This window comes from Niabella digestorum (assembly GCF_036409055.1).
Classification (GTDB): Bacteria; Bacteroidota; Bacteroidia; order Chitinophagales; family Chitinophagaceae; genus Niabella; species Niabella composti.
Genome location: NZ_JAZGLY010000001.1, coordinates 335033 through 358450, shown reverse-complemented (window position 1 = coordinate 358450; position 23418 = coordinate 335033). Strand labels below are relative to the sequence as shown.

The 23418-nt window shown below is 40.7% G+C and carries 19 protein-coding genes and 1 tRNA gene; 10 read left to right on the top strand and 10 right to left on the bottom strand.

Features of this window, described 5'->3' with window-relative positions; all coding sequences use genetic code 11:
- Positions 1-40 precede the first annotated feature (40 nt).
- The 4 genes from V2H41_RS01550 to V2H41_RS01535 all read left to right on the top strand — a co-directional run bounded on the left by V2H41_RS01550 (position 41) and on the right by V2H41_RS01535 (position 2582).
- Positions 41-448 carry a Spy/CpxP family protein refolding chaperone gene (locus V2H41_RS01550; protein ID WP_330973353.1) on the top strand — a complete coding sequence of 136 codons (408 nt, stop codon included), beginning with the start codon at positions 41-43 and terminating at the stop codon, positions 446-448.
- A gap of 113 nt (positions 449-561) precedes the next feature.
- Entirely contained in the window at positions 562-1494 is a 933-nt protein-coding gene (locus tag V2H41_RS01545; protein ID WP_330973352.1) for a pseudouridine synthase, read from the top strand.
- Positions 1495-1551: 57 nt separating this feature from the next.
- Positions 1552-2004, top strand: coding sequence for a GatB/YqeY domain-containing protein (locus V2H41_RS01540; RefSeq protein WP_330973351.1), 453 nt, complete (start codon positions 1552-1554; stop codon positions 2002-2004).
- A gap of 35 nt (positions 2005-2039) precedes the next feature.
- Positions 2040-2582: a CvpA family protein gene (locus V2H41_RS01535; RefSeq protein ID WP_330973350.1), complete on the top strand. Its 543-nt coding sequence runs from the start codon at positions 2040-2042 to the stop codon at positions 2580-2582.
- Positions 2583-2667: 85 nt separating this feature from the next.
- Here the strand turns inward: V2H41_RS01535 and V2H41_RS01530 are convergent, their stop codons facing one another.
- The gene (locus tag V2H41_RS01530) at positions 2668-3813 is read right to left on the bottom strand and encodes a lipase family protein (protein ID WP_330973349.1); all 1146 of its coding nucleotides are present in this window, start codon (positions 3811-3813) and stop codon (positions 2668-2670) included.
- Positions 3814-3865: 52 nt separating this feature from the next.
- Positions 3866-4795, bottom strand: coding sequence for a malate dehydrogenase (mdh, locus tag V2H41_RS01525; protein WP_330973348.1), 930 nt, complete (start codon positions 4793-4795; stop codon positions 3866-3868).
- Between the two features lie 171 nt (positions 4796-4966).
- Between mdh and V2H41_RS01520 the strand changes: the two genes are divergently transcribed.
- Together V2H41_RS01520 and V2H41_RS01515 are read left to right on the top strand one after the other, a co-directional pair.
- Positions 4967-5037, top strand: a tRNA-Gln gene (locus tag V2H41_RS01520).
- Positions 5038-5125: 88 nt separating this feature from the next.
- Positions 5126-6100 (top strand): Gfo/Idh/MocA family protein, encoded by a 975-nt coding sequence (locus V2H41_RS01515; protein WP_330973347.1) that lies wholly within the window; start codon positions 5126-5128, stop codon positions 6098-6100.
- Here V2H41_RS01515 and V2H41_RS01510 read toward each other — a convergent pair.
- A complete protein-coding gene (locus tag V2H41_RS01510; protein ID WP_330973346.1) occupies positions 6097-6765 on the bottom strand; it encodes a 2-C-methyl-D-erythritol 4-phosphate cytidylyltransferase in 669 nt (222 codons plus the stop codon). The two genes, V2H41_RS01515 and V2H41_RS01510, sit on opposite strands and share 4 nt — an antisense overlap.
- Positions 6766-6900: 135 nt before the next feature.
- Here V2H41_RS01510 and V2H41_RS01505 point away from each other — a divergent pair, with 135 nt between their 5' ends.
- Positions 6901-8193, top strand: coding sequence for a bifunctional folylpolyglutamate synthase/dihydrofolate synthase (locus V2H41_RS01505; protein WP_330973345.1), 1293 nt, complete (start codon positions 6901-6903; stop codon positions 8191-8193).
- Positions 8194-8202: 9 nt separating this feature from the next.
- On the opposite strand, the gene V2H41_RS01500 is transcribed toward V2H41_RS01505, so the two are convergent.
- Genes V2H41_RS01500 through V2H41_RS01490 form a run of 3 tightly spaced genes read right to left on the bottom strand, consistent with a single transcriptional unit; the run spans position 8203 to position 11232 of the window.
- The gene (locus tag V2H41_RS01500; RefSeq protein ID WP_330973344.1) at positions 8203-9423 is read right to left on the bottom strand and encodes an FtsX-like permease family protein; all 1221 of its coding nucleotides are present in this window, start codon (positions 9421-9423) and stop codon (positions 8203-8205) included.
- 40 nt (positions 9424-9463) lie between these two features.
- A complete protein-coding gene (rbfA, locus tag V2H41_RS01495) occupies positions 9464-9835 on the bottom strand; it encodes a 30S ribosome-binding factor RbfA (protein WP_330973343.1) in 372 nt (123 codons plus the stop codon).
- A gap of 50 nt (positions 9836-9885) precedes the next feature.
- Positions 9886-11232 carry an alpha-L-fucosidase gene (locus tag V2H41_RS01490; RefSeq protein ID WP_330973342.1) on the bottom strand — a complete coding sequence of 449 codons (1347 nt, stop codon included), beginning with the start codon at positions 11230-11232 and terminating at the stop codon, positions 9886-9888.
- 324 nt (positions 11233-11556) lie between these two features.
- On the opposite strand from V2H41_RS01490, the gene mfd reads away from it, so the two are divergent.
- Positions 11557-14955 (top strand): transcription-repair coupling factor, encoded by a 3399-nt coding sequence (gene mfd, locus V2H41_RS01485; protein WP_330973341.1) that lies wholly within the window; start codon positions 11557-11559, stop codon positions 14953-14955.
- A gap of 77 nt (positions 14956-15032) precedes the next feature.
- On the opposite strand, the gene V2H41_RS01480 is transcribed toward mfd, so the two are convergent.
- Positions 15033-16361 (bottom strand): Gfo/Idh/MocA family protein, encoded by a 1329-nt coding sequence (locus V2H41_RS01480; RefSeq protein WP_330973340.1) that lies wholly within the window; start codon positions 16359-16361, stop codon positions 15033-15035.
- 88 nt (positions 16362-16449) lie between these two features.
- Positions 16450-17397 (bottom strand): formylglycine-generating enzyme family protein, encoded by a 948-nt coding sequence (locus V2H41_RS01475; protein WP_330973339.1) that lies wholly within the window; start codon positions 17395-17397, stop codon positions 16450-16452.
- A 164-nt stretch (positions 17398-17561) separates the two neighbouring features.
- Between V2H41_RS01475 and V2H41_RS01470 the strand changes: the two genes are divergently transcribed.
- Complete coding sequence (locus V2H41_RS01470; protein ID WP_330973338.1) at positions 17562-18467, top strand: hydroxypyruvate isomerase family protein; 906 nt, start codon at positions 17562-17564, stop codon at positions 18465-18467.
- A gap of 45 nt (positions 18468-18512) precedes the next feature.
- Here V2H41_RS01470 and V2H41_RS01465 read toward each other — a convergent pair whose 3' ends face one another.
- Both V2H41_RS01465 and V2H41_RS01460 read right to left on the bottom strand, forming a co-directional pair.
- Positions 18513-20033: a peptide MFS transporter gene (locus tag V2H41_RS01465; protein WP_330973337.1), complete on the bottom strand. Its 1521-nt coding sequence runs from the start codon at positions 20031-20033 to the stop codon at positions 18513-18515.
- Between the two features lie 163 nt (positions 20034-20196).
- Positions 20197-21954, bottom strand: coding sequence for a peptide MFS transporter (locus V2H41_RS01460; RefSeq protein WP_330973336.1), 1758 nt, complete (start codon positions 21952-21954; stop codon positions 20197-20199).
- Positions 21955-22104: 150 nt separating this feature from the next.
- Between V2H41_RS01460 and purD the strand changes: the two genes are divergently transcribed.
- Positions 22105-23379, top strand: coding sequence for a phosphoribosylamine--glycine ligase (gene purD, locus V2H41_RS01455; RefSeq protein ID WP_330973335.1), 1275 nt, complete (start codon positions 22105-22107; stop codon positions 23377-23379).
- Positions 23380-23418 lie beyond the last annotated feature (39 nt).

The window sequence follows — 23418 nt, the reverse complement described above, 5'->3', positions numbered from 1 at the left end:
TTATAAAAGTTTTTAACAATACATTTTAAAAAACAGAAATATGAAAAAAACAATTCTCCTAGTAGCAATCATAGGCGCTTTTAGCCTTACATCTACCTATGCACAAAATGCTCCAGCAAAAGAAGATAAAAAAGAAGCCCGTGGGGAACGTCGGGGGCCTGGAGGCGGGAATATGATGGTCATTTATAAGGACCTGAACCTGACCCAGGAACAAGAAGGTAAAATTAAAGCCATCAATGATGAGCAAAGAGAAAAAATGATGGCATTGAGAAACGATAACTCACTGACCGATGATGCCAGAAGAGAAAAAATGAGAGCATTAATGCAAGAAAGACAAGAAAAAATCAATGCCGTATTAACAAAAGAACAGCAGGAAAAACTGGCAGCAAAAATGAAAGAAAGAGGAGACTGGAACGGCCCTCAAAGAAATAAGAAGAAAGAAAATTAATCTCATTTTCATCTAATCATTACAGCCACCTCTAAAAGGTGGCTTTTTTACGCCCAATAGAAGTATCTTTGCAGCCATTCATCTACTGTTGAAAAACAGCAAAAAAATTTATAATGGCAAAAATTGACCCCCGCTTTGCAAAATTCGTTCTCAAAAAAAGCAACGCTGCAATAAAAGAAGCTATCAAGCAAGAAAAAAGAAAACAAAAACAGGAGCGCGCTGCTTTCTTTGAACAAAAGAAAAAAGAAGCGGCCCAACAAAAGGCCAAAGCTGCAGTAATAGAACGGCCCGCGATTAAGGAAAAAATGCCGCTCAATAAGTATATCGCCCATGGCGGTATCTGTAGTAGAAGAGACGCGGCCCAGCTGATAAAAGACGGATTAGTTAAAGTAAACGGGAAAGTTATCACCGAGCCGGGATACAAAGTACAGGATGGCGATGTGGTCATCGCTAACGGGAAAAAGGTGGTACCCAGCAAAACGCTAGTATATATTCTGCTTAACAAACCCAAAGATTATATTACCACTACTGAGGACCCCAAAAAACGCAAAACTGTTCTAGACCTCATAAAAGGAGTAACTACCGAAAGAGTTTACCCGGTTGGTCGCTTGGATAGAAATACTTCGGGGGTTTTGCTGATTACAAACGATGGGGAGCTGGCCCAACAACTTACACATCCCAGCAGTGAAGTGAAAAAAGTGTATGCTGTAACGCTGGACAAACCGTTGGCAAAAGCCGACTTTGATAAAATACTCAAAGGCGTGATATTGGAAGACGGACCGGCTTATGTGGATGTGTTGGCATATAGTGACCTGAAGGACAAAACACAGATAGGTATAGAAATTCATAGTGGCCGTAACCGCATTGTACGCCGCATTTTTGAAAGCTTGGGCTATAAGGTAAAAAACCTAGATAGAGTAATGTTTGCCGGGCTTACCAAGAAAAATGTTCCCCGCGGCAAGTTCCGCTTCTTAACAGAAAGAGAAGTAAGAAATCTGAAATACCTAGGTAAAAAGAATAAAAACAAACCTGCAACCGATAAATAAAAATCGGAAAGTAATAACTTTATTACCCTTTAATTGGCTTACCCTAAAACATTTGATATGTCATTAGAACAAACCATTAATGCCGATATTAAGGCCGCCATGCTGGCCAAGGATGCTGATGCTTTAAACGGATTAAGAGCTATTAAAGCAGCCATTTTACTGGCCAAAACTGCAGAAGGAGCCTCCGGAGAATTAAGTGAGGATGACGAAATTAAACTCTTACAAAGACTAGTAAAACAAAGAAAAGACTCGCTGGAGATTTATGAAAAGCAAAACCGGCCAGATCTGGCAGCGAAAGAAAAAGCTGAAATAGCTATTATCGAAAAATACCTGCCGGCACAACTTTCGCCCGAGGAACTGCGCATCGAATTACAGAAAATCATTGCCGAAGTAGGTGCTAACTCTCCTGCTGATATGGGGAAAGTAATGGGTGTTGCTACTAAGGCTTTGGCTGGAAAAGCTGATGGCAAGACTATCTCCGGCATTGTAAAAGAATTGTTGGCGTCTTAAACCAAGGTTATAGTAATCACTTAAAAGCTTTTCACTTGGTTATCGACATTATAGTCATCATCATTGGAGTTCTTGCTGCCATCAGGGGATTACGTCAGGGGTTGATTGTGGGCGTCTGCTCTTTTCTGGCGATCATCGTAGGCCTGGCGGCAGCAATGAAACTGTCTTCCGTTTTTGCGGAAAAAATTGGCTCAGCGGCTAACCTTACTGGTCGCTGGGTTCCGTTTGTTGCCTTCCTACTCGTATTTGCAGTAGTAGCACTACTGGTACGCTCATTATCGTCCATTGTGCATAATGTATCTGAAAAATTATTTTTGGGCATTTTTAACCGACTTGGCGGCATGGTGTTTTTTGTACTCATCTACCTTACTCCTGTCGCCATTCTATTATTTTACATTACACAACTCAAGTTGCTTTCTGCAAGTTATATAGAAGCGTCTTTTACCTATCCCTTTCTAAAATCTTTGGGATCCTTTACTATCGAAAGTTTGGGCAGCATTATACCGGCTTTTAAAAACATGTTTAGTGCATTAGAACAGTTTTTTGAATCAGCCGCCCATCGCATTCAGGAACACTGAGGCATAAATTATTTTTCAGCGAAGTAAGATGATGGGATGGGAGTTACTGCAATTATTATAAGCGTATTAAGGATATCTTTCACTATTACTGGTTCAGGTATTGCTTCTTTATCAATAAATAGTATGCGTCAAACTGATGATGCACAAAATAATCCTTAAACTCAGAGTCCTTTTCTTTAAAAATCTGGTGGTACTCCTCATCGGGCATTAGTACAATAGGAGTGCCTGCTCGCATATAGTTTACCGATGCCACGTACTCCGGTTCCTTAAAGTCCTTTAATTCCTTATTGATAGACTTTTTATACAAAACCTTACCTAAATAGTGGGTATACACTTCCTGCGCCTTGCGCGGCTTTCGATACAATTTGTTATACAAAGCACCTCCTACAATTCTTACCAGTAACGACTGCTTCTTCAGCAAACTCTTAGTGTGTATTAAAGGATTTAGATCGTTCATATCTTGAAGCCGTTGTATGGTATAGGGAGACTCCGGAACCCAATCGGACCGATTTACTACAGTAAAGGCCCAGCCACCCCGGTTGATAAACTCATAATCATAAGCATAAAACATGTTACCGGGTTTGGGAGCCGCACTGCAATAGGTTTTAAAAACAATATCGTTAGGTAGTGTTCCATCTTGTTGTAGATAATACAGATAAGATCGTAACAAGTAAGTAATGGCTCCACCCTGACTATGACCAGATAGATAAAAATGGCGCACTCCTTTGCCGTATAAATCTTTTATCTTGGCAACTATATCTGGAGCCATGGAAGCTAGGGCTACCGTCCACCCTACATGCACATAAGCCTGCTTATCTGCAGCCAGCTTATATGAAAAAAGAGTAGTATCGTTCAGCTGTAAGGTTCCTTGAGCTGCTATCATAGCTGCGTAAAAATTAGCCGACCAGCTTACCGGACTTGCTACCGTACCGCGCACTGTTATCGCCGCCACATTGTCCTCACGCAGATAAAGGCTCCATTGATTTTTAAGTCCTACTTCAGGCGAGGTATACAATTTAGTGTAAACATCTTTTTGCGTTTTTCTTACATTAGAGTCGGCAATACTGTTGCCATAAAAATTTAGCGACAGTAACGCCAAATATTCTTCCGCATCAAAACCCGGTTTTAGTTGGGGTTGAGCATAAACGCACAGGGTAAAAGTTATAGTAAGGATAGATACAAAAAAATAGAGGCGGTGTATTGTTGTTGCATCTGTTCTTCTTATTAGCATAAATATACAAAAAAGCTCCGGCTGTTACCGGAGCATTAGCCTAAAAAATCCTTTATAATGTTTTCAGCACATCATTCATTGTTCTTACGGCATCAGCACTCTTTTGGAATGCAGCCTTTTCTTCTTCACTAAGATCGAGCTCAACAATCTGCTCCCAACCGTTTCTTCCCAGTACTACGGGTACAACTAAGGATATATCTTGCTGCCCATACTCCCCTTCGAGATACACTCCACAGGAGATCAATTTTTTCTCATCACGTAAAATACTTTCTACCATTGCTGCAGTTCCTGCACCCGGTGCGTACCATGCCGATGTTCCGATAAGCTTTGTGAGCGTAGCACCACCTACCATAGTATCGGCTACAATTTTTTTCTGTTGTTCTTCAGATAGAAAATCCACAACAGGCTTGCTTCCCCATGTAGCATGCTTAATCAAAGGAATCATGGTTGTATCGCCATGCCCACCAATAACTACCGCATTTAAATCAGCCGGAGAGCACTTTAGCTCTTGGCTTAGATAATAACGAAAACGTGCTGAATCCAGCGCTCCTCCCATACCAATTACCTTGTTCTTGGGAAGTCCCGAGGTTTTATAAGTAAGATAATTCATGGTATCCATAGGATTGGATACAACTATAATGATGGGCTCTGCGGAATATTTGAGAATATTTTCAGTAACACTTTTAACAATACCGGCATTGACGCCAATGAGTTCCTCGCGCGTCATGCCCGGTTTGCGTGGCATACCGGAAGTGATTACTACCACGTCTGAATTGGCAGTAGCCGCATAATCGTTGGTAACCCCTTTGATCTTGGTATCAAAGCCTAACAGTGCGGCAGTCTGCATCATATCAATTGCCTTCCCTTCGGCCACACCTTCCTTAATGTCTAATAAAACAACTTCGGAGGCGAGCTCTTTGCGGGCTATATTATCGGCACAGGTGGCCCCCACTGCCCCGGCTCCTATTACGGTTACTTTCATGTGCTTTTCGGATTTAATGCGTTAATAATTATTACAAATCTAACTCATAAGGCCATAAAGAACCCAATCTTATTCCTGAAATTAAGCTTTGAAATTTTTTTTAAAAAACCTTTTGCTTGAAATATTCGAAATACTTATTTTTGCAACCCGATTGAAGATCGGAGATGGTAATGACCCATGGTGTAACGGTAGCACTACAGATTTTGGTTCTGTCTGTTAAGGTTCGAATCCTTATGGGTCAACAAAAAAGCAGGTTTCTTTCGTAGAAATCTGCTTTTTTGCTTTTAGGGCGCCTAACCTATTTTTGATTAAAAATGAATACTTTTGGCTATGCTTAAAGTTGGAGTAGTAGGAGTTGGCCATTTGGGAAAATTTCACCTGAATAACTGGCTCGAAATAAACAATGTAGAAGTTGTGGGCTTTGTAGACCCCAACGACGAAGTAGCTACCGAAGTAGCTGAAAAATACAAGTTGAAACGATTCTTCGACGTGGATGAATTCCTCCAGCTTTGTGATGCCATCGACATTGTTACTCCTACCAACTTCCACTACGAATGGTGCGAACGAGCTATCAAACTGGGCAAGCATGTTTTTGTTGAAAAACCTTTTGCCCACACGATGGACGAAGCCCGTCAACTGGTAAAACTGGCCAAAGAATCCAACATTAAGCTACAGGTAGGTCATGTGGAAAGATTTAATCCAGCTTTTTTGGCGCTGAAAGAGGTGTCACTCAACCCGATGTTTATAGAAGTACACAGATTAGCACAGTTCAATCCTCGTGGTACAGAAGTAAGCGTAATACTGGATCTGATGATTCATGACATTGACATCATTCTCAGCATCGTGAAAAGCGATGTAAAAAAGATATCAGCTAGCGGCGTGGCAGTAATGACCGAAACACCCGATATTGCTAATGTGCGGATTGAATTTGATAATGGATGTGTAGCCAACCTTACCTCTAGCCGCATCTCCATGAAGAAAATGAGAAAGATGCGCATCTTCCAAAAAGATGCTTACATTGGCATTGATTTTCTAGACAAGAAAACAGAAATCATCAAACTTAAGGAACCGCAGGATAAAGATGTATTCTCTTTCGACATTGCTACTCCTTCCGGTAATAAAACCATCGCCATCGCCAACCCTCCAGTTCCCCAAGTGAATGCTATCAAAAAAGAACTGGAAGAATTTAGAGATGCTATCCTCAACAATACCCAGCCTATCGTAAACGAGATAGACGGCCTGAAAGCGATGGATGTAGCACACCAGATTCTGGAGAAAATTGGCAACAACCGTATTTCCCGTTAAGGTTGTATAATTCGAGCTGCAATTTCTAAATCCAGTGGGTGGGTGATTTTGATATTATTTTTTTCACCTTCTACTAAAGATACTTTCATTCCGAAAGCTTCTACTACCGTAGCCTCATCGGTAAACCAATCTTTATAATCGATATTAAAAGCGGGTAATAATATTTTGCTATGAAACACCTGAGGTGTCTGAATTAGCACTACCTTCTCTCTGTTTAATGCTTCACTGTTTCCGTCTTCACCTAACAAACGCAGACTATCGCTACATTTAATAGCCGGCACTGCACTTCCTGTTTCTAATGCTGTTTCGTAACAACGTTGGATAAGCTCCTTGGAGACGGTGCAGCGTACCGCATCATGCACAAATATGATAGACTCTTCTTCTACTAAAGCTAGTCCGTTTTTCACGGAGTCGAAGCGGGTGGGCCCGCCTATAGTTATTTTGATGCGTTCATTATCAAACCAAGCATCAATGATCTCTCGCCCCATATCCACATATTCCTCACCAAGCACTAGTACTACCTGCATATCATCATATGCCGATAAAAAAGTCTGCAGGGTGTAATACAAGACAGGTTTATTATGTACCAATAAAAACTGCTTGGGTAAATCCGTTCCCATTCTTCTGCCCGATCCACCGGCAACAATAATCGCAACTTTCTTCATGCGCCAAAAGTATTTTATTTTTCATTATCTGATGATATATATAGTATTAAATATCGCGTACAGCAGCCCATCGGCAAGCTCGCAATCGATACGAAGTTTTTCATCACTCACAACATAACTCCGTTATTTTTGCTTATGAATTATCAAGAAACCATCGATTACTTATATCAGCAATTGCCCATGTTCAGCCGCATTGGCAAAGAAGCTATCAAACCCGGATTCGCCAATATTATAGCCCTTTGCGAACAATTGAACATTCCCTATCAGAAAAATAAATACATCCATATAGCCGGCACAAATGGTAAAGGTTCGGTAAGTCATATGCTGGCGTCTATATTACAAACCGGCGGATACAAAACAGGGTTATACACATCTCCACACTTAAAAGATTTTAAGGAGCGCATACGGGTAAACGGCGTCATGATGGAGGAAGACGAAGTGGTAGCTTTCGTAGCAAAAGCACAGTCATTAATAGAATCGCTGCATCCCAGTTTTTTTGAAATTACTGTAGCGATGGCCTTATATTACTTTGATAAATGCAAGACAGATATTGCTGTTATTGAGACTGGACTGGGCGGCAGACTGGATAGCACTAATATCATCACTCCTGAACTTTCCATTATTACCAACATCGGGTACGACCATATGCAGATGCTGGGTGATACTTTGGAAAAGATCGCCACAGAAAAAGCCGGAATCATCAAACCCCATATCCCCGTAGTAATGGGCGAAAAACAAGAGGAAACATCAGGCGTATTTGTCCAAAAAGCGGCAGAACAGCAAGCTCCTATAACTTTTGCTACAGAGCACTTTCAAATTGCGAACTGGCAATCCGACAACCATTTTTTAAAAGTGGAGGTGGCCATAAAAGATAAAACCGATCATCAGGCTTATTTGTTGGACTTAACCGGACAATACCAGCTTAAAAATCTTCTCACCGTATTAGAATCGTGCAGACAAATGCAACAACGCGGCTGGAATATTAGCGAGCGGCACATTGCGGAAGGTCTTAAACATGTAAAAAAACATACAGGTCTTCAAGGGCGCTGGGAAGTAGTGCACCAACACCCGCAAATCGTGTTGGATGTAGCCCATAATGTAAATGGCATACAGGAATTACTCAATCAGCTAGAAATAACCTCTTATCATCATTTACACATGGTTATAGGAATGGTAAAGGATAAAGATGTGGACCAGGTATTAAAAATGCTCCCTCCATATGCTACTTATTATTTTACTAACGCACATATACCTCGTGCATTATCTGCAGAAGCACTGAAAGCTAAAGCTGCCCATTATAATTTACAAGGGAAATGTTATTCATCGGTCGACGAAGCCATTGCCGAAGCTAAAGCACATGCACATACAAATGATTTGATTGTAGTATGCGGCAGTGTATTTCTAGTAGGAGAAGTGAGTAGAATATAACAACTTGCTTTATTCGCTTCTTAAAGATATGACCTGTCGCGATGCTTTCACAGCCGGGAACCATGAAGCCAAGAACGAAACTACTATTACAGTAAGTGCTACCAGAAAGAAATCGCCAATTCGGGGTTCTACGGGAAAATAATCAATTAAAAAAGAACCGCCTTCCAAAGGTACTAGGTGATAATTAATTTGAAGGATAATGAGTACAAGGGCAATCAGCATACCGATGATACCACCGATGAATGCCAGTAAAAAACCTTCACCTAGGAATATCTTTAAAATAAAATTTTTATCTGCACCTAATGCATTGAGTATGCTGATGTCTTTTTGTTTTTCTAATACCAGCATAGTTAAAGCACCCACCATATTGAAAGCTGCCACAATAAGAATAATACTGAGGACTGCATAAAACAACCATCGTTCCAAATTCATAATCGCATATAAGCTCTCATTCTGTTGATAACGGGTTTGCACTTTATACCCTTCGAAAACTGTGGCAATTTCTCTTGCAATGGCATCCACTTTTGCAGGATCATTCACGGCAATCTCCACTGCACTATACTCATTTTCATCCAACTGCATAGCTTTTTTCAAATAGGCCCCGTTCACCATTGCATACTTATTATCAAAATCCTGCTGAATCATAAAAGAACCCGAAGTATGAATAGTATCGCTGGAAATACTTTCGAACTCGTCAAAATGCTCCGTACGTGATTTTCTCGGAACATAGATCATGAGAGGGTTAGCATTATTACCAGCTCTGATGCCCAACGCACTTTCTATTCCCACCCCCAAAAATAATTTGGGACGCGAGGCCGTACCTATATCGTATTTTCCGGAATAAACAAACTCACTTACCGAGGTAGTGGTTTTATAGCGATCATCCACTCCTTTGAGATGTACGATAGCCTGATTCGCTTTATTTTGAATAATGGCTTTTTCTTCAATTACCAAAGAAAAATCTGCAACGCCTTTTACATTGCGCAATTGATTTAATTGTTCCTCGGATATAGTAATGATTTTGCCTGATGGTGCACCCACTCTGATATCAGGATAAAAAGAAGCGTATAGCGACTTTACCAATCCTTCAAACCCATTGAAGACACTCAATACCAAGATGAGAGAGGCTGTGCCCACCACAATAGCCACAATGCATATCCAAGAAATGATATTAATGACATTGGTGGACTTTTTCGCTTTGAAATAACGCCAGGCAAAAAGTGTGTACAATGATCAATAATTATTAATAATTACCAATGAATACCGATGCTTATTCTTTTTTATTCTTTCTCTCCTCATCAAGTTTTTTAAACAACTCTTCCATTCGAAAAACATGGTCGAGAGTTTCATCCTCAAAAAACTTCAGTACAGGAACATTGCGCAGCTGATGTCTTATAGCTGCGGCTAGTTCTTTTTTTATCTCATGGTGCCGTTCCTCGATTTGTTGCAATGCAGCGGTTTTATCCTTTACCTGAAAAAAGCTCAGATAAAAACGAGCCTCCAGCAGATCGGGAGTAACTTTTACGCCGGCTATCGAAACCATTCCCCCTTCGATCATATTTAGACCTAACCGTTGAAAGATCCTATTCATCTCTTCATTCAACAAACCCGCAACCTGCTTTTGACGTTTACTTTCCTGCATAACCTTACGTTTAAAATGTAAAAATACTCACTAATATTTACAACTGTCCATTAAAAGACATTAGAGAGCTTATATGCCCAAGCATATGGGCTTGGGTTATTGTTCGGGTCTAGTTGTGGAGCGGTAATTATCAGACTATTACCTTTTCTTGAAAAACGCACATTGCCCTCATACCCTAAAAGCTCGACCTTGTCGGCTTTTACCTGAGATAAGATAATTTGTTTTTTCCATTTCGTTACTAAAACATACAAATCCCGACCTTTTTTGGTAAAGTAGATATCTTCCAGTGTGGGAGCCGATGGCCAGGCTGTTGTGCCATAAATCGCCTCTCCATTAATACTAAGCCAGTCGCCCATATCTTTCAGTCTTTGCTGCATAATTACGGGAATAGTACCGTCTGCAGCTGGACCGATATTCAACAACAGGTTTCCTCCACGCGCCACAATGCCTATCAGCATATGAATAAGGCTTTTACTGCTTTGATACTGCTCCAGATTTTCATTACGATTATAACCAAACGACTCTCCTATGCCACGACACTCTTCCCAAGCACGGGTGAGACTGGCATTACCCTTTCCATACTCTGTGGTATTAAAACCTCCATGCTTGCGTTCGGAGCTCCATCGATCGTTTGTTACTACAGTATTTTTTACGGGAGATTCGTTATACAGCCAGCTCAAAAATTCACGGCTTTGCCATACTGTATCACTATGCTCCCATTCTCCATCAGCCCATACCACATCTGGCTCGTAACGTGTTACCAGATCCTTCAGTTGCGGTAACATATGCTCACGTACATATTTATGTACGTCTTGCCTGTACAAAGGATTATACCACTCGTACAACGAATAATAAAACCCCATATGCAATCCCGCTTTCTTTACAGCAGTAGTCAGCTCACCGGCTAAGTCGCGTCGAGGCCCCACATCATAGGCATTCCAGTTCCAAGCTTCGCGACTGGGCCATAAAGCAAACCCGTCATGATGCTTGCTGGTAAGTACAACATATTTAGCGCCAGCATTTTTGATAAGTTGTGCCCAAAACTCGGGATCAAACAACTCTGCCTTAAACTGTGTTACAAAATCCTGATATTTAAAGTTTGGACCATAGTTTTTGTTATGAAATTCCACAAACTCCTTATGAATTTTTAGCTTCTTATTATTCAGTCGTTCCCAATACCATTCGGCATAGTTACTGCCAAAACCATCAGCATTGGAGTTGGTGGCCCAGGCCGGCACACTATATAATCCCCAGTGAATGAATATGCCAAATTTAGCATCGGTATACCACTGAGGTATGGGACGGGACTCGAGCGATTCCCAAGTAGGCTGATAGGGCTGACTTAAAAGCTGACTCGACAATAGGGCAGCAAACAGGGTAGTAAAGATTTTATGCATCTTGTATATTAATATCAGTGACCAAACATACATGATTTTTTCTATCTACTACACATAATCTTTGTTATCAAAAACTGTAAAAAAAAATCAAAAAAATAGTGTGTATGCTGCTTTTTAAGGATTCTTATCGTCCCTAAGAATAAAAAGAGCACTAAAATGAAAAAGCTGTTTTTTATTCTGTCCGTATTACCCTTGGTGTATAATCCAAGACGGATAAAAATTGACCATATTTTATAATGTAACCCTATTTTAACATTGTCGACATTTGGCAGTCCTGTACTGTCACTTGTAATATTTTCAACTTCTGCCTACCTTTGTCGCTCGATGAGCCAGGAGGTGTTGCAGAATTTTTATAAAGATGACCCCCGCTGTTTACAGATAGCGACCGGGATTTCATTGCAACAACCTTCGCGCATAGCGCTTACAGGGCTTTTTGGCAGTTCGGCAGCTTTTGTACTGGCGGCCTGCGCAAGACAGCTGGAAGACTATAATCATGTTATCATCCTGAATGAGGCAGAAGAAGCCGCTTATTTCCATAATACTTTCGAAAATATTACGGGCCAGCTGGATATCTTCTACTTCCCCTCTTCCTTTAAAACGAGGAAGAATTATCGACTATTGAACGCTTCGCATGTGATGTTACGAACAGAAGCGCTCACTCAACTAGCTTCTGGAGAAAGACGCGAGGTAAGAAAAAAAGTGCTGGTGACCTATCCCGAAGCATTATTCGAAAAAGTAGTTATATCGAAAACGCTCTCGGAAAACATCATCCATCTTAAGACCGCCGACTCGATTGATTTGGGCCAGCTACTATTAAAACTCGATAGTTTTGGCTTTGAAAAAACCGACTTTGTTTACGAACCCGGTCAGTATGCCATCCGTGGCGGTATTTTTGATATTTATTCTTTTGGGAATGATAAACCTTACCGTTTTGAACTATTTGGTGATCAAATAGATTCTATTCGCATTATAGACCCGGAAACACAGTTAAGCGAAAGAAAATTGCTTTCTGTAACTATTATCCCTAATGTAGATACCCAGTTTACCAATGAAGAGCGTGTATCATTATTCGATTTTCTTCCGGAAAATACGGTGTTTTGGATCCAAGATAAAGATCTCGTCACAGAACGTTTGAAGGAGTGTGAGGAAGAGCTACAATATTTTTTGGCACACAACGCAACATCTACAGCATCTATAGAAGAGGAAGATGCTGATAAATTTTTCAAAAAAGATATTACAACCAGTGATTTCATTACTGCTGATACATTTGTAGGATCGCTTCAACACAGGTCAGTAGCGTATTTCGGGGATCAGTGCTTTGATGCAAAGGATGAATATGCCTTCCATACCAAATCACAACCGGCGTTTAACCGTCAGTTCAATTTGCTGATCGAGGATTTAAAAGATAAAGAAAATAAACAATACAGCATTTATATCTTCTCTGAGAATCCTAAGCAATTGCAACGGTTGCAGACGATTTTTGACGATCTGAACGCTGGATTAGTATTCAATCCTGTAGCCTGTTCTATACATCTGGGTTTTGTAGATGAGGATCTTAAGATTGTCTGCTATACCGATCATGAAATATTTCAACGCTATCATAAATACAAAGTAAAGCAGGCATACAATAAAAATAAGGCCATTACCCTACGTACGTTGCGTGAGCTGCAACCGGGTGATTATGTTACACATATTGACCATGGTGTGGGTGTATACAGCGGTTTGCAGAAGATTGAGGTAAATGGCAAGCAGCAGGAAGTAGTGCGCATTATCTATAAGGATAAAGATGTATTGTATGTAAACATCAACTCACTACATAAAATTGCCAAATACACCGGGAAGGACGGTAGTGTACCCAAAGTCAACAAACTAGGTAGTGATGCATGGAATCGTCTGAAAGAAAAAACCAAAACCAAGGTTAAAGAAATTGCTTTTGACTTAATCACGCTTTACGCAAAAAGAAAGGCTCAGAAGGGATTTGCACATAGTCCGGATACCTACTTACAAACCGAGCTAGAGGCATCATTCATATATGAAGATACACCTGATCAAAGTAAAGCAACAGCCGATGTTAAGAAAGATATGGAGTCTCCCTCTCCGATGGACCGCCTCGTGTGTGGGGATGTGGGTTTTGGAAAAACCGAAATTGCCATCCGTGCTGCGTTTAAAACCTGTGTAGATGGCAAACAGGCTGCCGTACTAGTACCAACTACTATTCTGGCTTTTCAACACTACAAAACATTCAGTGAACGGTTGAAAGATTTTCCGGTAACGGTTGATTATCTGAATCGCTTCAAAACAGCGAAGGAGAAAAAAGAAACCTTACAAAAATTAAAAGAAGGTAAAATAGATATCATCATCGGCACCCATGGTATTATCGGGAAGGATGTTAAGTTCAAAGACTTGGGATTACTGATTATCGACGAAGAGCAAAAATTTGGCGTTGCACATAAGGAAAAAATTAAAACCTTACGCACCACTGTTGATTGCTTAACGCTAACGGCAACCCCCATACCACGCACATTGCAGTTTTCTTTGATGGGTGCAAGAGATTTAAGTATTATTAACACTCCCCCACCCAATCGCCAGCCTATTCAAACCGAAGTGCACGTATACAATGAAGACTTTATCCGCGATGCCATCTATTTCGAAACAGAACGCGGCGGTCAAGTATTCTTCATTCATAACCGTGTAGCAGGACTGGCAGAGATGGCGGCGACCATTCAGGGACTCTGTCCGGACTTATCCGTAAGCTATGCACATGGCCAAATGGATGGGCATACACTGGAAGAAAAAATTTTAGATTTTATAGATCGTAAATATGATGTGCTGGTTTGTACCAATATTGTAGAAAGTGGAGTAGATATACCAAATGTAAATACCATTATCGTCAATAATGCACACCACTTTGGCCTTAGCGATCTACATCAGTTGCGCGGCCGTGTAGGTCGGAGCAATAAAAAAGCCTTCTGCTATCTGCTGGCGCCTCCATTAAGCACGTTGCCTAGTGACTCACGCAAGCGCTTACAAACACTGGAACAACACAGCGAACTAGGTAGTGGTTTTCAAATTGCCATGCGCGATCTTGATATACGCGGCGCAGGAAACTTACTAGGAGCCGAACAGAGCGGCTTTATGGCAGAAATAGGCTTTGAAATGTACCAGAAAATTCTGGATGAAGCTATCCGCGAACTGAAACGCACCGAATTTAAAGAGCTGTTTAAAGAAGAAATCAGCAAGCAAGACGATTATGTAAATGATTGTACCATTGATACCGATTTGGAAATATTGATTCCGGATGAATATGTTGAAAACATCACGGAGCGTTTATCGATCTACCAAAGATTAAATAATTGCGAAAAAGAAGAGGAACTGAGCACCATCCACAATGAACTGGTTGACCGCTTTGGCCCTATTCCTCAACAGGTAGTTGATTTATTTGACACAGTGAGATGTCGCAAGTTGGCTATCGATTTAGGTTTTGAGAAAATCAGTCTGAAAAACGAAACCGTACGTTTCCATTTTATCAACAAACACGACTCTCCTTATTTTGAATCTGCCGTGTTTCAAAAAATACTGGATTATGTACAGACTCAGACCAACAAAGCACGATTAAAACAAAGTGGAAAATTATTCTTATTAATTGCCCAGCCCATTACTTCCATGAAGGATTTACATGCATTCTTAGTAGATATGCACCGTTTTTGCGTAGGAGCGCAATAAACCTTTAATAAAAAAGCACCAAGCTTAGTGCGTCATACCACACTCGCCTAGTGCCTTACTACAGAATAAAAACTTATTTATCCCAGATTATATTTTGTTTTTCCCGGAACAGGAATTGGATAGGTTCCATCAGGATTAGGAACTACCGGAGGAGTAGCAGAGAAGCTGAAATCCTTAGGCATAATATCGATACCGCTGTTTAAAGCTTTCTCAAAATCGATTACTTGTCCACTATATGTAGCCATGCGGCCGATAATGCCTGTAAGTGTACTTTTTGCGCCATGTTCGGCATCGGCAAACTTGTACTCTCCCTTAGCTATAGCAGCAAATAATTCGTCATGCTCGGCCTGATAAGGATTGTTTTCTCCATTCTTATCGAAAGCAAAAAGCACATTGCCTTTATTATCTACAATCCTTGCAGCATCAGCATAAATCCTTCCTTTGGTACCAACAATTAGCTCGTCCACTTTGCCCATTGTACCAGGTATATGGCGGCATTGGCTGTTCATGATAGAGCCATCAGCATAGTGAAACTCCACATAGTGGTGATCGAAAATTTCGCCATACTTTTTATCGGTACGCACCTGACGGCCACCCATACCCTGCGCCTTTACAGGATAAGCGCCCTTGAACCAGTTTACCACATCAATATTGTGTACATGCTGTTCTACAATATGATCACCGCAAAGCCAATTAAAGTAGTACCAGTTGCGCATCTGATATTCCATCTCTGTTTGCCCCGGTTTACGATCGTATACCCACACACCCGAGCTGTTCCACCAAGCCTGCGCATACATAAAATCGCCAATCAGATCTTTGCGTTCGTATAACGCTTTATATGAGTTCTGATAACGTCTTTGCAGCCCTACCACTACATTCAGTTTTTTCTGTTTGGCTATCTCAGCTACATCCAACACTTTTTTAATACCAGCAGGATCTACAGCTACAGGTTTTTCCATGAATACATGTTTCCCTTGTTTTACCGCTTCTTCGAAATGAATGGGGCGGAAGCCGGGAGGAGTGGTAAGTATTACTACATCTGCCAGAGGGATAGCTTTCGCATAAGCATCAAAGCCTACAAATTTTCTTTCTTCCGGAACATCAAACTTACGTTTGGCATCTGTGACGCCAGCTTCGGAAAGACTATTGGCAATAGCCCTGTAACAACTGTCAATACGATCTCTGAATGCATCGGCCATTGCAACTAATTGTACATTTTGCTTTGTACTAAGCGCCTGTACTGCGGCTCCGGTACCACGGCCTCCGCATCCTATCAGAGCCACTTTTATGGTATCGTCTGATCCTGAAAAGAAATTGCCTTTACTGAAAAGAGGGGCGGCTAACAAGCCTCCGGCAAGCAAAGAAGTTTGTTGAACAAACTTTCTACGGGTTGTTTTATTATTCATCGTTCGCTGTGTTTAATATGACATTAAGACGTTAATTTTTGAAAAAACCAGCAAGGCTTGGTCATTTTGATAAAAAAATCCTGAAAGTTTATTGCATTTCCAGAAAAGTTTTGAAAAACTTTTCTACTTCCTCTGCAGAAGGTTGTTTTAATGGTCTTACTAGTCTGAAACCTACAAATGGAGCATCTGCATTCCACCATTTACTTTTGGGAATCTGCGGATCGCGACGATTCCATACTAAGTCAGAAACACCTCTACTGGCAGAACGAAGCGCATCGGCATTATCATCATAATCGCCTCCTCTTAATACCAAGGGATGTCTCGTTATAGGTATATTGACAGGATCTGCAGTTCCATCCTCCAGTTTACTGTATGCATCTGCCACATATTGATCCAATACCCATTCCTGTACATTTCCCAGCATATCATATAATCCCCAAGGATTAGGCTTTTTTAGGCCTGTTTTGTGATACTTCATACCACTGTTAGCGGCATACCAGGCATAATCTTTTAGCTGAGCACTATCATCTCCGAAAAAATACTTCGTAGTCGTTCCCGCACGGCAGGCATATTCCCATTCCGCCTCGGTAGGCAGACGATAAAAAATTCCGGTTTTATCATACAGCCATTTGCAATACATCAAAGCGCTGTATTGCTTCATGCTATTCGCCGGGTATCCTCCTTCTTTTCCCATACCTCTTGTCATATCGATATATGGAACAGAAGGGCGGGTAATGGCATCCACGTCGTTATTCTGACTATAATTTTCATCATTCAAAAAAAGTACAAATTCATCATATGTAACTTCTCGGGCACCCATCCAAAATGCACTCACTTTTATCTTGCGCGCCGGCTTTTCATCTGCCTTACCCGATTTATCATCACCCATAACAAAAGTACCTTCCTTAATGGGCACCATTTCAAATTTTACATCTGATCCCGGAATAGTCTGTTCGTATTTTTGAAAGGAATTACTCTGAGCACATACCGAATGGAATGCAATCGCTACTACAAATGACAAAACAACTGTTCTCATAATTATAAATCTAAACTAGCCCCCAAATATACAGAGCTACCACTATAAAATGCCAAACAAAATACACACGTTATAACAGAGATCTACTGACAATAAAAACATTATCAGAAGTTTGTTTAGGATGAAATCATAAGATTTATTATTTTTCCCCCAAACATATTAGCATGCAAAGAAGATCTTTCATAAAGAACGGCTTATTGACAGCCGGTTCACTAGCGCTTGCCAATAAGGGATTCAGCAAGAATGTTTCATCAAAAGGACAACCTTTTAAACTGGATTATGCACCGCATGACGGCATGTTTGCCGCTAGTGCCGGTAGAGATTTTATAGATCAGATAAAATACATGTACGATTTGGGATTCAGATCTATCGAAGATAATGGCATGCCCAATCGTCCTCCAGAAATGCAAAGCAAAATCGGAGAAACGCTGGCAAAGCTAGGAATGCGTATGGGCGTTTTTGTAGTACCTAAAGGTGGTAACGGCGCCAACACGCTTGCGGCAAGAAAAAAAGAACACCTCGATATTTTCCTCGACGGATGTCGCAAGTCGGTAGAAATTGCAAAACGCTGTAATGCTAAATGGGTTACCGTTGTACCGGGAGATTTTGATAGATCACTGCCTTTAGCCATCCAAACCGCCAATGTTATTGAAGCATTGCGCCGCGGAGCCGAAATATTCGAACCACATGGTATTGTAATGGTATTGGAACCGCTGAGTGATACTCCGGATCTCTTTTTGCGTTATTCAACTCAGACCTATGAAATATGCAAGGCTGTAAATAGTCCCAGCTGCAAGATTTTGTATGATGCTTACCATATGCAGAAAAACGAAGGCAATCTTATTAAGAATATAGAACTCTGTTGGGATGAGATTGCGTATATACAAGTAGGTGATAATCCCGGCCGAAAAGAACCAACCACAGGCGAAATCAATTATAAAAATGTATTCAAATTCCTTCACCAAAAAGGATATAAAGGAATTGTAGGTATGGAGCATGGAATGTCTCAATCCGGCAAGGAAGGTGAAGAACGCCTGGTTCAAGCTTATCGAGAAGTAGATAGTTTCTAATTGAAAACACATAAAAATGGGGCTTAACACAAAGCCCCATTTTATTTATTTTACATCCTGCATCAGTTTTCTGACCACAGGTGATATCACAATCAATATTACACCGGCAATAACCGCATAAAGTCCCAATTGTTTATAACCTTCGGTATAAGTCATCAGTTTTTCCACCAAACCTGCATTCTCATTAGCCCTTGCCATCCCTGCGCCTAATAAGCCTGCCACATATTGACCGTACGCACTAGCCAGAAACCACATTCCCATCATCACCCCTTGCAGTCTTGCTGGAGAAAGCTTAGTCATTATTGACAATCCTATCGGCGATAAACATAGTTCGCCGAAGGTTACAAAAAGATAAGCCAATGTAAACACATCCAGACTTACAATACCGGTAGCCAGCTGAAAGAAACGTGTGCCGAAAAAAGTATAGAATCCTAAACCCAAAAATAAAAAGGCTAACCCGAATTTTACAACAGTATTAGGCTCCAGTTTTCTTTTTGCCAATGCTAACCAAAGCAAACCCACTAAAGGAGCAAATATGATGACAAACAGAGAGTTTACCGAATTATTTACACCGTTAGGATCCAGTGTTATCATGCCCAATAATTTATTATCCAGATTATTGGCAGCAAACAGACTAAGCGACCCCCCACTTTGTTCAAAGAAAGCCCAAAACAAAATGGAAAAAATGATAAATACCAACGCTGCTATCAGCTTCTTTACTTCTTGCTTCGTATGACGCGTCATTTCAAAAAACAAGTACAATAAAGTAGCAGGACCAATGATGTACATGAACCAGTCTGTGTACTGTGTTTTAGACACCATAGTCATAATAATGGGAATTACTGCCAGAGAGCCGATATATACTAGATATTCATACCACTTTTTCGATTTTGTAACGGTACCGTCGACATTTTTGATTAACAAAGGCGAGAGCCCAATAGGTCCCAAATTTCTTTGTGAAAAAACAAAAGTGAGCAAGCTGATGGTCATCACAATGGCGGCCAAACCAAAGGCTACATTCCAGCTTAAATGTTCCGGTATAACGCTAGCAAACATCTGGCGCTTACCTATAGCTACACAAGTATAACCTCCTAGCAAAGCGCCTATATTAATACCTGCATAGAATAAGGAAAAACCTGCATCGCGCCGGGAATCGCCTTGTTTATACAACTGTCCCACCATCGTGGATATATTAGGCTTAAAGAAGCCCGTACCAATTACCGTAAAACTGATGCCCAGAAAGAAAAATTTATGCGGATCTGTTGCCAAAATCAAACTTCCGGCAATCATCAGCATTCCACCCCAGAATAGCGATTTTCTAAAACCGAGAATTTTGTCCGCAAATAAGCCTCCGATAAATGTAAAAGCGTACACAAAGGCCTGCGTGGCTCCGTATTGCAAATTCGCCACATCTTCTTTCATAAATAACTGGTCCACCATAAAGAAGGTGAGCATCCCTCTCATTCCGTAGAAGCAAAAACGCTCCCACATTTCCGAAAAAAACAAAGACCAGATTTGTTTAGGGTACTTTCCCTTGAAGTCTTGGATTGCTTCTAATGTTTGCATAGTATACAAATGTGTGGGAAAGATAATAAAAACTAAGCGCCTTAAAGGCAACTTTCGCCCACTTCTTTATTTTTAAGCCATTTTTTTGACTAAAATGAAGTTTGAGCATAATAAAAAACCGCCCATTGATCAAGGGCGGCTTCTATTATCACCCAAAGAAAGTTTATCGAACACCATGCATCAATTTCCTAGTCACAGGAGTAAAGATGATGGCTAAGGCTGCCACAACAAAAGATATAATTGCCAACATCCAGAAGAAATAAGCCATACCTTTTTCATCGGCTATTCTATCAATATTCTCACCAAATTTTGCCGCTAATTTCATTCCTATAGCAACTGCCAGATACCAAATACCAAACATCACGGCAATCATTCGCGCAGGGACCAATTTACTTACATAAGACAATCCCACCGGAGAGATACATAGCTCACCCATAGTATGAAACAGGTATACCAGTATCAACCATATCATACTTACCGAAGCTGTTTTAGCCCCAGGAACGATGGAACCTGCTCCTATCGCTATCCAAACCATACCTAATGCCAGAAAACTCATCCCAATCGCATATTTCATATTGGCAGAAGGATTGTATTTGCTGCTCCACCATTTGGAAAACAATGGTGCTAAACTGATAATAAATAAAGAGTTTAATGTAGCAAACCAGGATGCAGGTACTTCCAGCGTGGTTTCCGAAATCTGATTGTACAACATCCATATAGCAATACCCCACACGATTATAAAGCTGGCACTCAAGATCAGATTGGCTGCGGCATATCTTTTAAATGTCTGTTTGAATAGCTTCAAAAGCACCCAGGAAATAATAGAGAGCGGCACTATGGTAATCAAACAATTCACTACTTTAAAAATAATTCCTGCATTACCCTCCAACACACGATTGGTGTAATCACGAGCAAAAATGGTAAGTGTTCCTGGAGCCTGCTCAAATATTGCCCAAAAGAATACCGTAAGAAAGGCAAAGAATGATACGGCAATCATTTTGTCCCTAGTTATGGGGGAATAATGAACCAGCCTGTATATCAATAATACTATAAACAATACAACGGCCAGCACAATGGTAAAGTTATTCCCCGTCATACCCGCTACTGTAAAATTGAAAATGTCCACCTTCCCATCTGAAATAATCTTGGCAGGTTCAAATACAACCCATATCAGCCCTAACAATACCATAATACCTATTAAAGCAAGCTGCCACACGGGGAAAGGGTTTAGCTTGTCTTCATCTTTCACCTCTGATGTCGGCATTTCAGCATCTGCATTTTTTTTCTTTGGTTTTAAGCCAATGGTACCAAAAATATCCTGCCCCAACCAGAATTGTACTAATCCGAAAAACATAAATATCCCGGCTAAGCCAAATCCCCAGCTCCAGCCCACTTTTTCACCTAAATAACCGCATAATAAAATACCCAAAAAGGCTCCGGCATTTACACCCATATAAAAGATGGTATAGGCACCGTCTTTCCTTTCCTGGTGATTTTTGTACATTTCGGAAATAATAGAGGTCATATTGGGTTTAAAGAAGCCATTTCCAAAAACCAGTAACACTAATCCTAAATAAATGGAAAAATGTGTTTCAATAGCCATAGAAGCATGCCCCATCGTCATCAATAAAGCTCCCACCACTACAGCCCATCGATACCCAATGATTTTATCCGCAAAGTATCCCCCCAACATTGTAGAAAGATACACCAGCCCTACATAAGAGCCGAACAGCGCCATGGCCTGCTCTCTTGTCCACGCCCATCCTCCGTCTAACAAAGAAGCAGTCAGAAACATTACCAATAAAGAACGCATTCCGTAAAAGGAGAAGCGCTCCCACATTTCTGTAAAAAACAATACAAATAAACCTGCAGGATGACCGAGTACAGGATTCTTAAAAAAGTCGTTTTCGTTAGCAGACATATATAAAGTTTTTATAAACGATGTGGTAAAAATAATAAGTTGCAAGTAACATTTAATTAATAACAAAAAAATAGGCATTTTTTTTTATGTATCAAAGGCGCACCCCCTTTTCTTTTTTATTACCTTCACCCCCGAAAAATTCAATAACAGATGAAAATATTATTACTTGGTAGCGGTGGTAGAGAACATGCGCTGGCATGGAATATTACGGAACGCGAAAAAGGGAAACACGAATTATTCATCGCACCGGGCAATCCCGGAACTGCTCAATGTGGTACCAATGTTCCCATTAGCATCACCGATTTTGAGGCCTTGGGTAAGTTTTGCTTAGATAATAATATCGAAATGGTTATTGCAGGCCCCGAAGAACCCCTAGTAAAAGGCGCTTGGGATCACTTTCAGAAAGATGAACTGAAACACATTTACTTTATAGGTCCTTCACAGTTTGGAGCACAGCTGGAAGGAAGCAAATCTTTTGCTAAAGCCTTCATGCAACGTCATGATATCCCTACTGCTTCGTATCGTGAGTTTACGGAGGATCAATTTGAAGAAGGTATCGCATATCTGAAACAACACCCCCTTCCCATCGTTTTAAAAGCCGATGGATTAGCTGCAGGCAAAGGGGTGGTAATTTGCGAATCGCATGATGATGCCATTGCGGAATTTGAAAACATGCTCATGAAAGCCAAATTTGGTGAAGCAAGCAAAAAAGTGGTGGTAGAGCAATTCTTAAGCGGCATCGAAATGAGTGTATTTATCCTTACCAATGGTAAAGAATATATATTGCTCCCCGAAGCCAAAGACTACAAACGCGTGGGCGAAAAAGATACCGGACTTAATACAGGGGGCATGGGTGCTGTTAGCCCCGTACCGTTTGCGAACGAAGCTTTCATGCAGAAAGTAAAAACTAAAATCATCGAACCCACCGTTAAGGGTCTTCAAAAAGAGGATATCAATTACACAGGCTTTATTTTCATCGGATTGATAAAAGTTGATGAGGAACCTTATGTAATTGAATACAATTGCCGCATGGGTGATCCGGAAACCGAAGTAGTAATGCCCCGACTGAAAAATAATATTGCTGATTTGTGCGCAGCCGCCGTAGAACAACGCCTTAAAGAGGTTAAAGTGGAAACCGACGAAAGATGCGCCGTTACAGTGGTGGCAGTAAGTGGTGGTTATCCGGGCAGCTTCGAAAAAGGTTATAAAATTGAAGGACTAGATGCTGTTAAAGATAGTATCATCTTCCATGCAGGCACTAAAGCAAATGACGGACAAATCGTGACCAATGGGGGACGTGTTCTTTGTGCAACCTCTTTTGGTAATACGATTCAGGAAGCAGTGGATAAATCTAAGCTTACCCTATCTGGCATTAAGTTTGACGATATGTATTATAGAAAAGATATTGGATACGAATTTCTATAGCCCTTAGATTTTTATTTCACCCACATATTGCGCTATTGT

Bases quoted from the DNA above. Each gene is read 5' to 3' on its own strand.
- V2H41_RS01465 (WP_330973337.1), bottom strand. From the start codon at position 20,033: ATGCAAACATTAGAAGCAATCCAAGACTTCAAGGGAAAGTACCCTAAA.
- V2H41_RS01550 (WP_330973353.1), top strand. From the start codon at position 41: ATGAAAAAAACAATTCTCCTAGTAGCAATCATAGGCGCTTTTAGCCTT.
- purD (WP_330973335.1), top strand. From the start codon at position 22,105: ATGAAAATATTATTACTTGGTAGCGGTGGTAGAGAACATGCGCTGGCA.
- V2H41_RS01480 (WP_330973340.1), bottom strand. From the start codon at position 16,361: ATGAATAATAAAACAACCCGTAGAAAGTTTGTTCAACAAACTTCTTTG.
- V2H41_RS01460 (WP_330973336.1), bottom strand. From the start codon at position 21,954: ATGTCTGCTAACGAAAACGACTTTTTTAAGAATCCTGTACTCGGTCAT.
- V2H41_RS01515 (WP_330973347.1), top strand. From the start codon at position 5,126: ATGCTTAAAGTTGGAGTAGTAGGAGTTGGCCATTTGGGAAAATTTCAC.
- V2H41_RS01475 (WP_330973339.1), bottom strand. From the start codon at position 17,397: ATGAGAACAGTTGTTTTGTCATTTGTAGTAGCGATTGCATTCCATTCG.
- V2H41_RS01470 (WP_330973338.1), top strand. From the start codon at position 17,562: ATGCAAAGAAGATCTTTCATAAAGAACGGCTTATTGACAGCCGGTTCA.
- V2H41_RS01510 (WP_330973346.1), bottom strand. From the start codon at position 6,765: ATGAAGAAAGTTGCGATTATTGTTGCCGGTGGATCGGGCAGAAGAATG.
- V2H41_RS01505 (WP_330973345.1), top strand. From the start codon at position 6,901: ATGAATTATCAAGAAACCATCGATTACTTATATCAGCAATTGCCCATG.
- mdh (WP_330973348.1), bottom strand. From the start codon at position 4,795: ATGAAAGTAACCGTAATAGGAGCCGGGGCAGTGGGGGCCACCTGTGCC.
- V2H41_RS01530 (WP_330973349.1), bottom strand. From the start codon at position 3,813: ATGCTAATAAGAAGAACAGATGCAACAACAATACACCGCCTCTATTTT.
- V2H41_RS01540 (WP_330973351.1), top strand. From the start codon at position 1,552: ATGTCATTAGAACAAACCATTAATGCCGATATTAAGGCCGCCATGCTG.
- rbfA (WP_330973343.1), bottom strand. From the start codon at position 9,835: ATGCAGGAAAGTAAACGTCAAAAGCAGGTTGCGGGTTTGTTGAATGAA.
- V2H41_RS01545 (WP_330973352.1), top strand. From the start codon at position 562: ATGGCAAAAATTGACCCCCGCTTTGCAAAATTCGTTCTCAAAAAAAGC.
- mfd (WP_330973341.1), top strand. From the start codon at position 11,557: ATGAGCCAGGAGGTGTTGCAGAATTTTTATAAAGATGACCCCCGCTGT.
- V2H41_RS01490 (WP_330973342.1), bottom strand. From the start codon at position 11,232: ATGCATAAAATCTTTACTACCCTGTTTGCTGCCCTATTGTCGAGTCAG.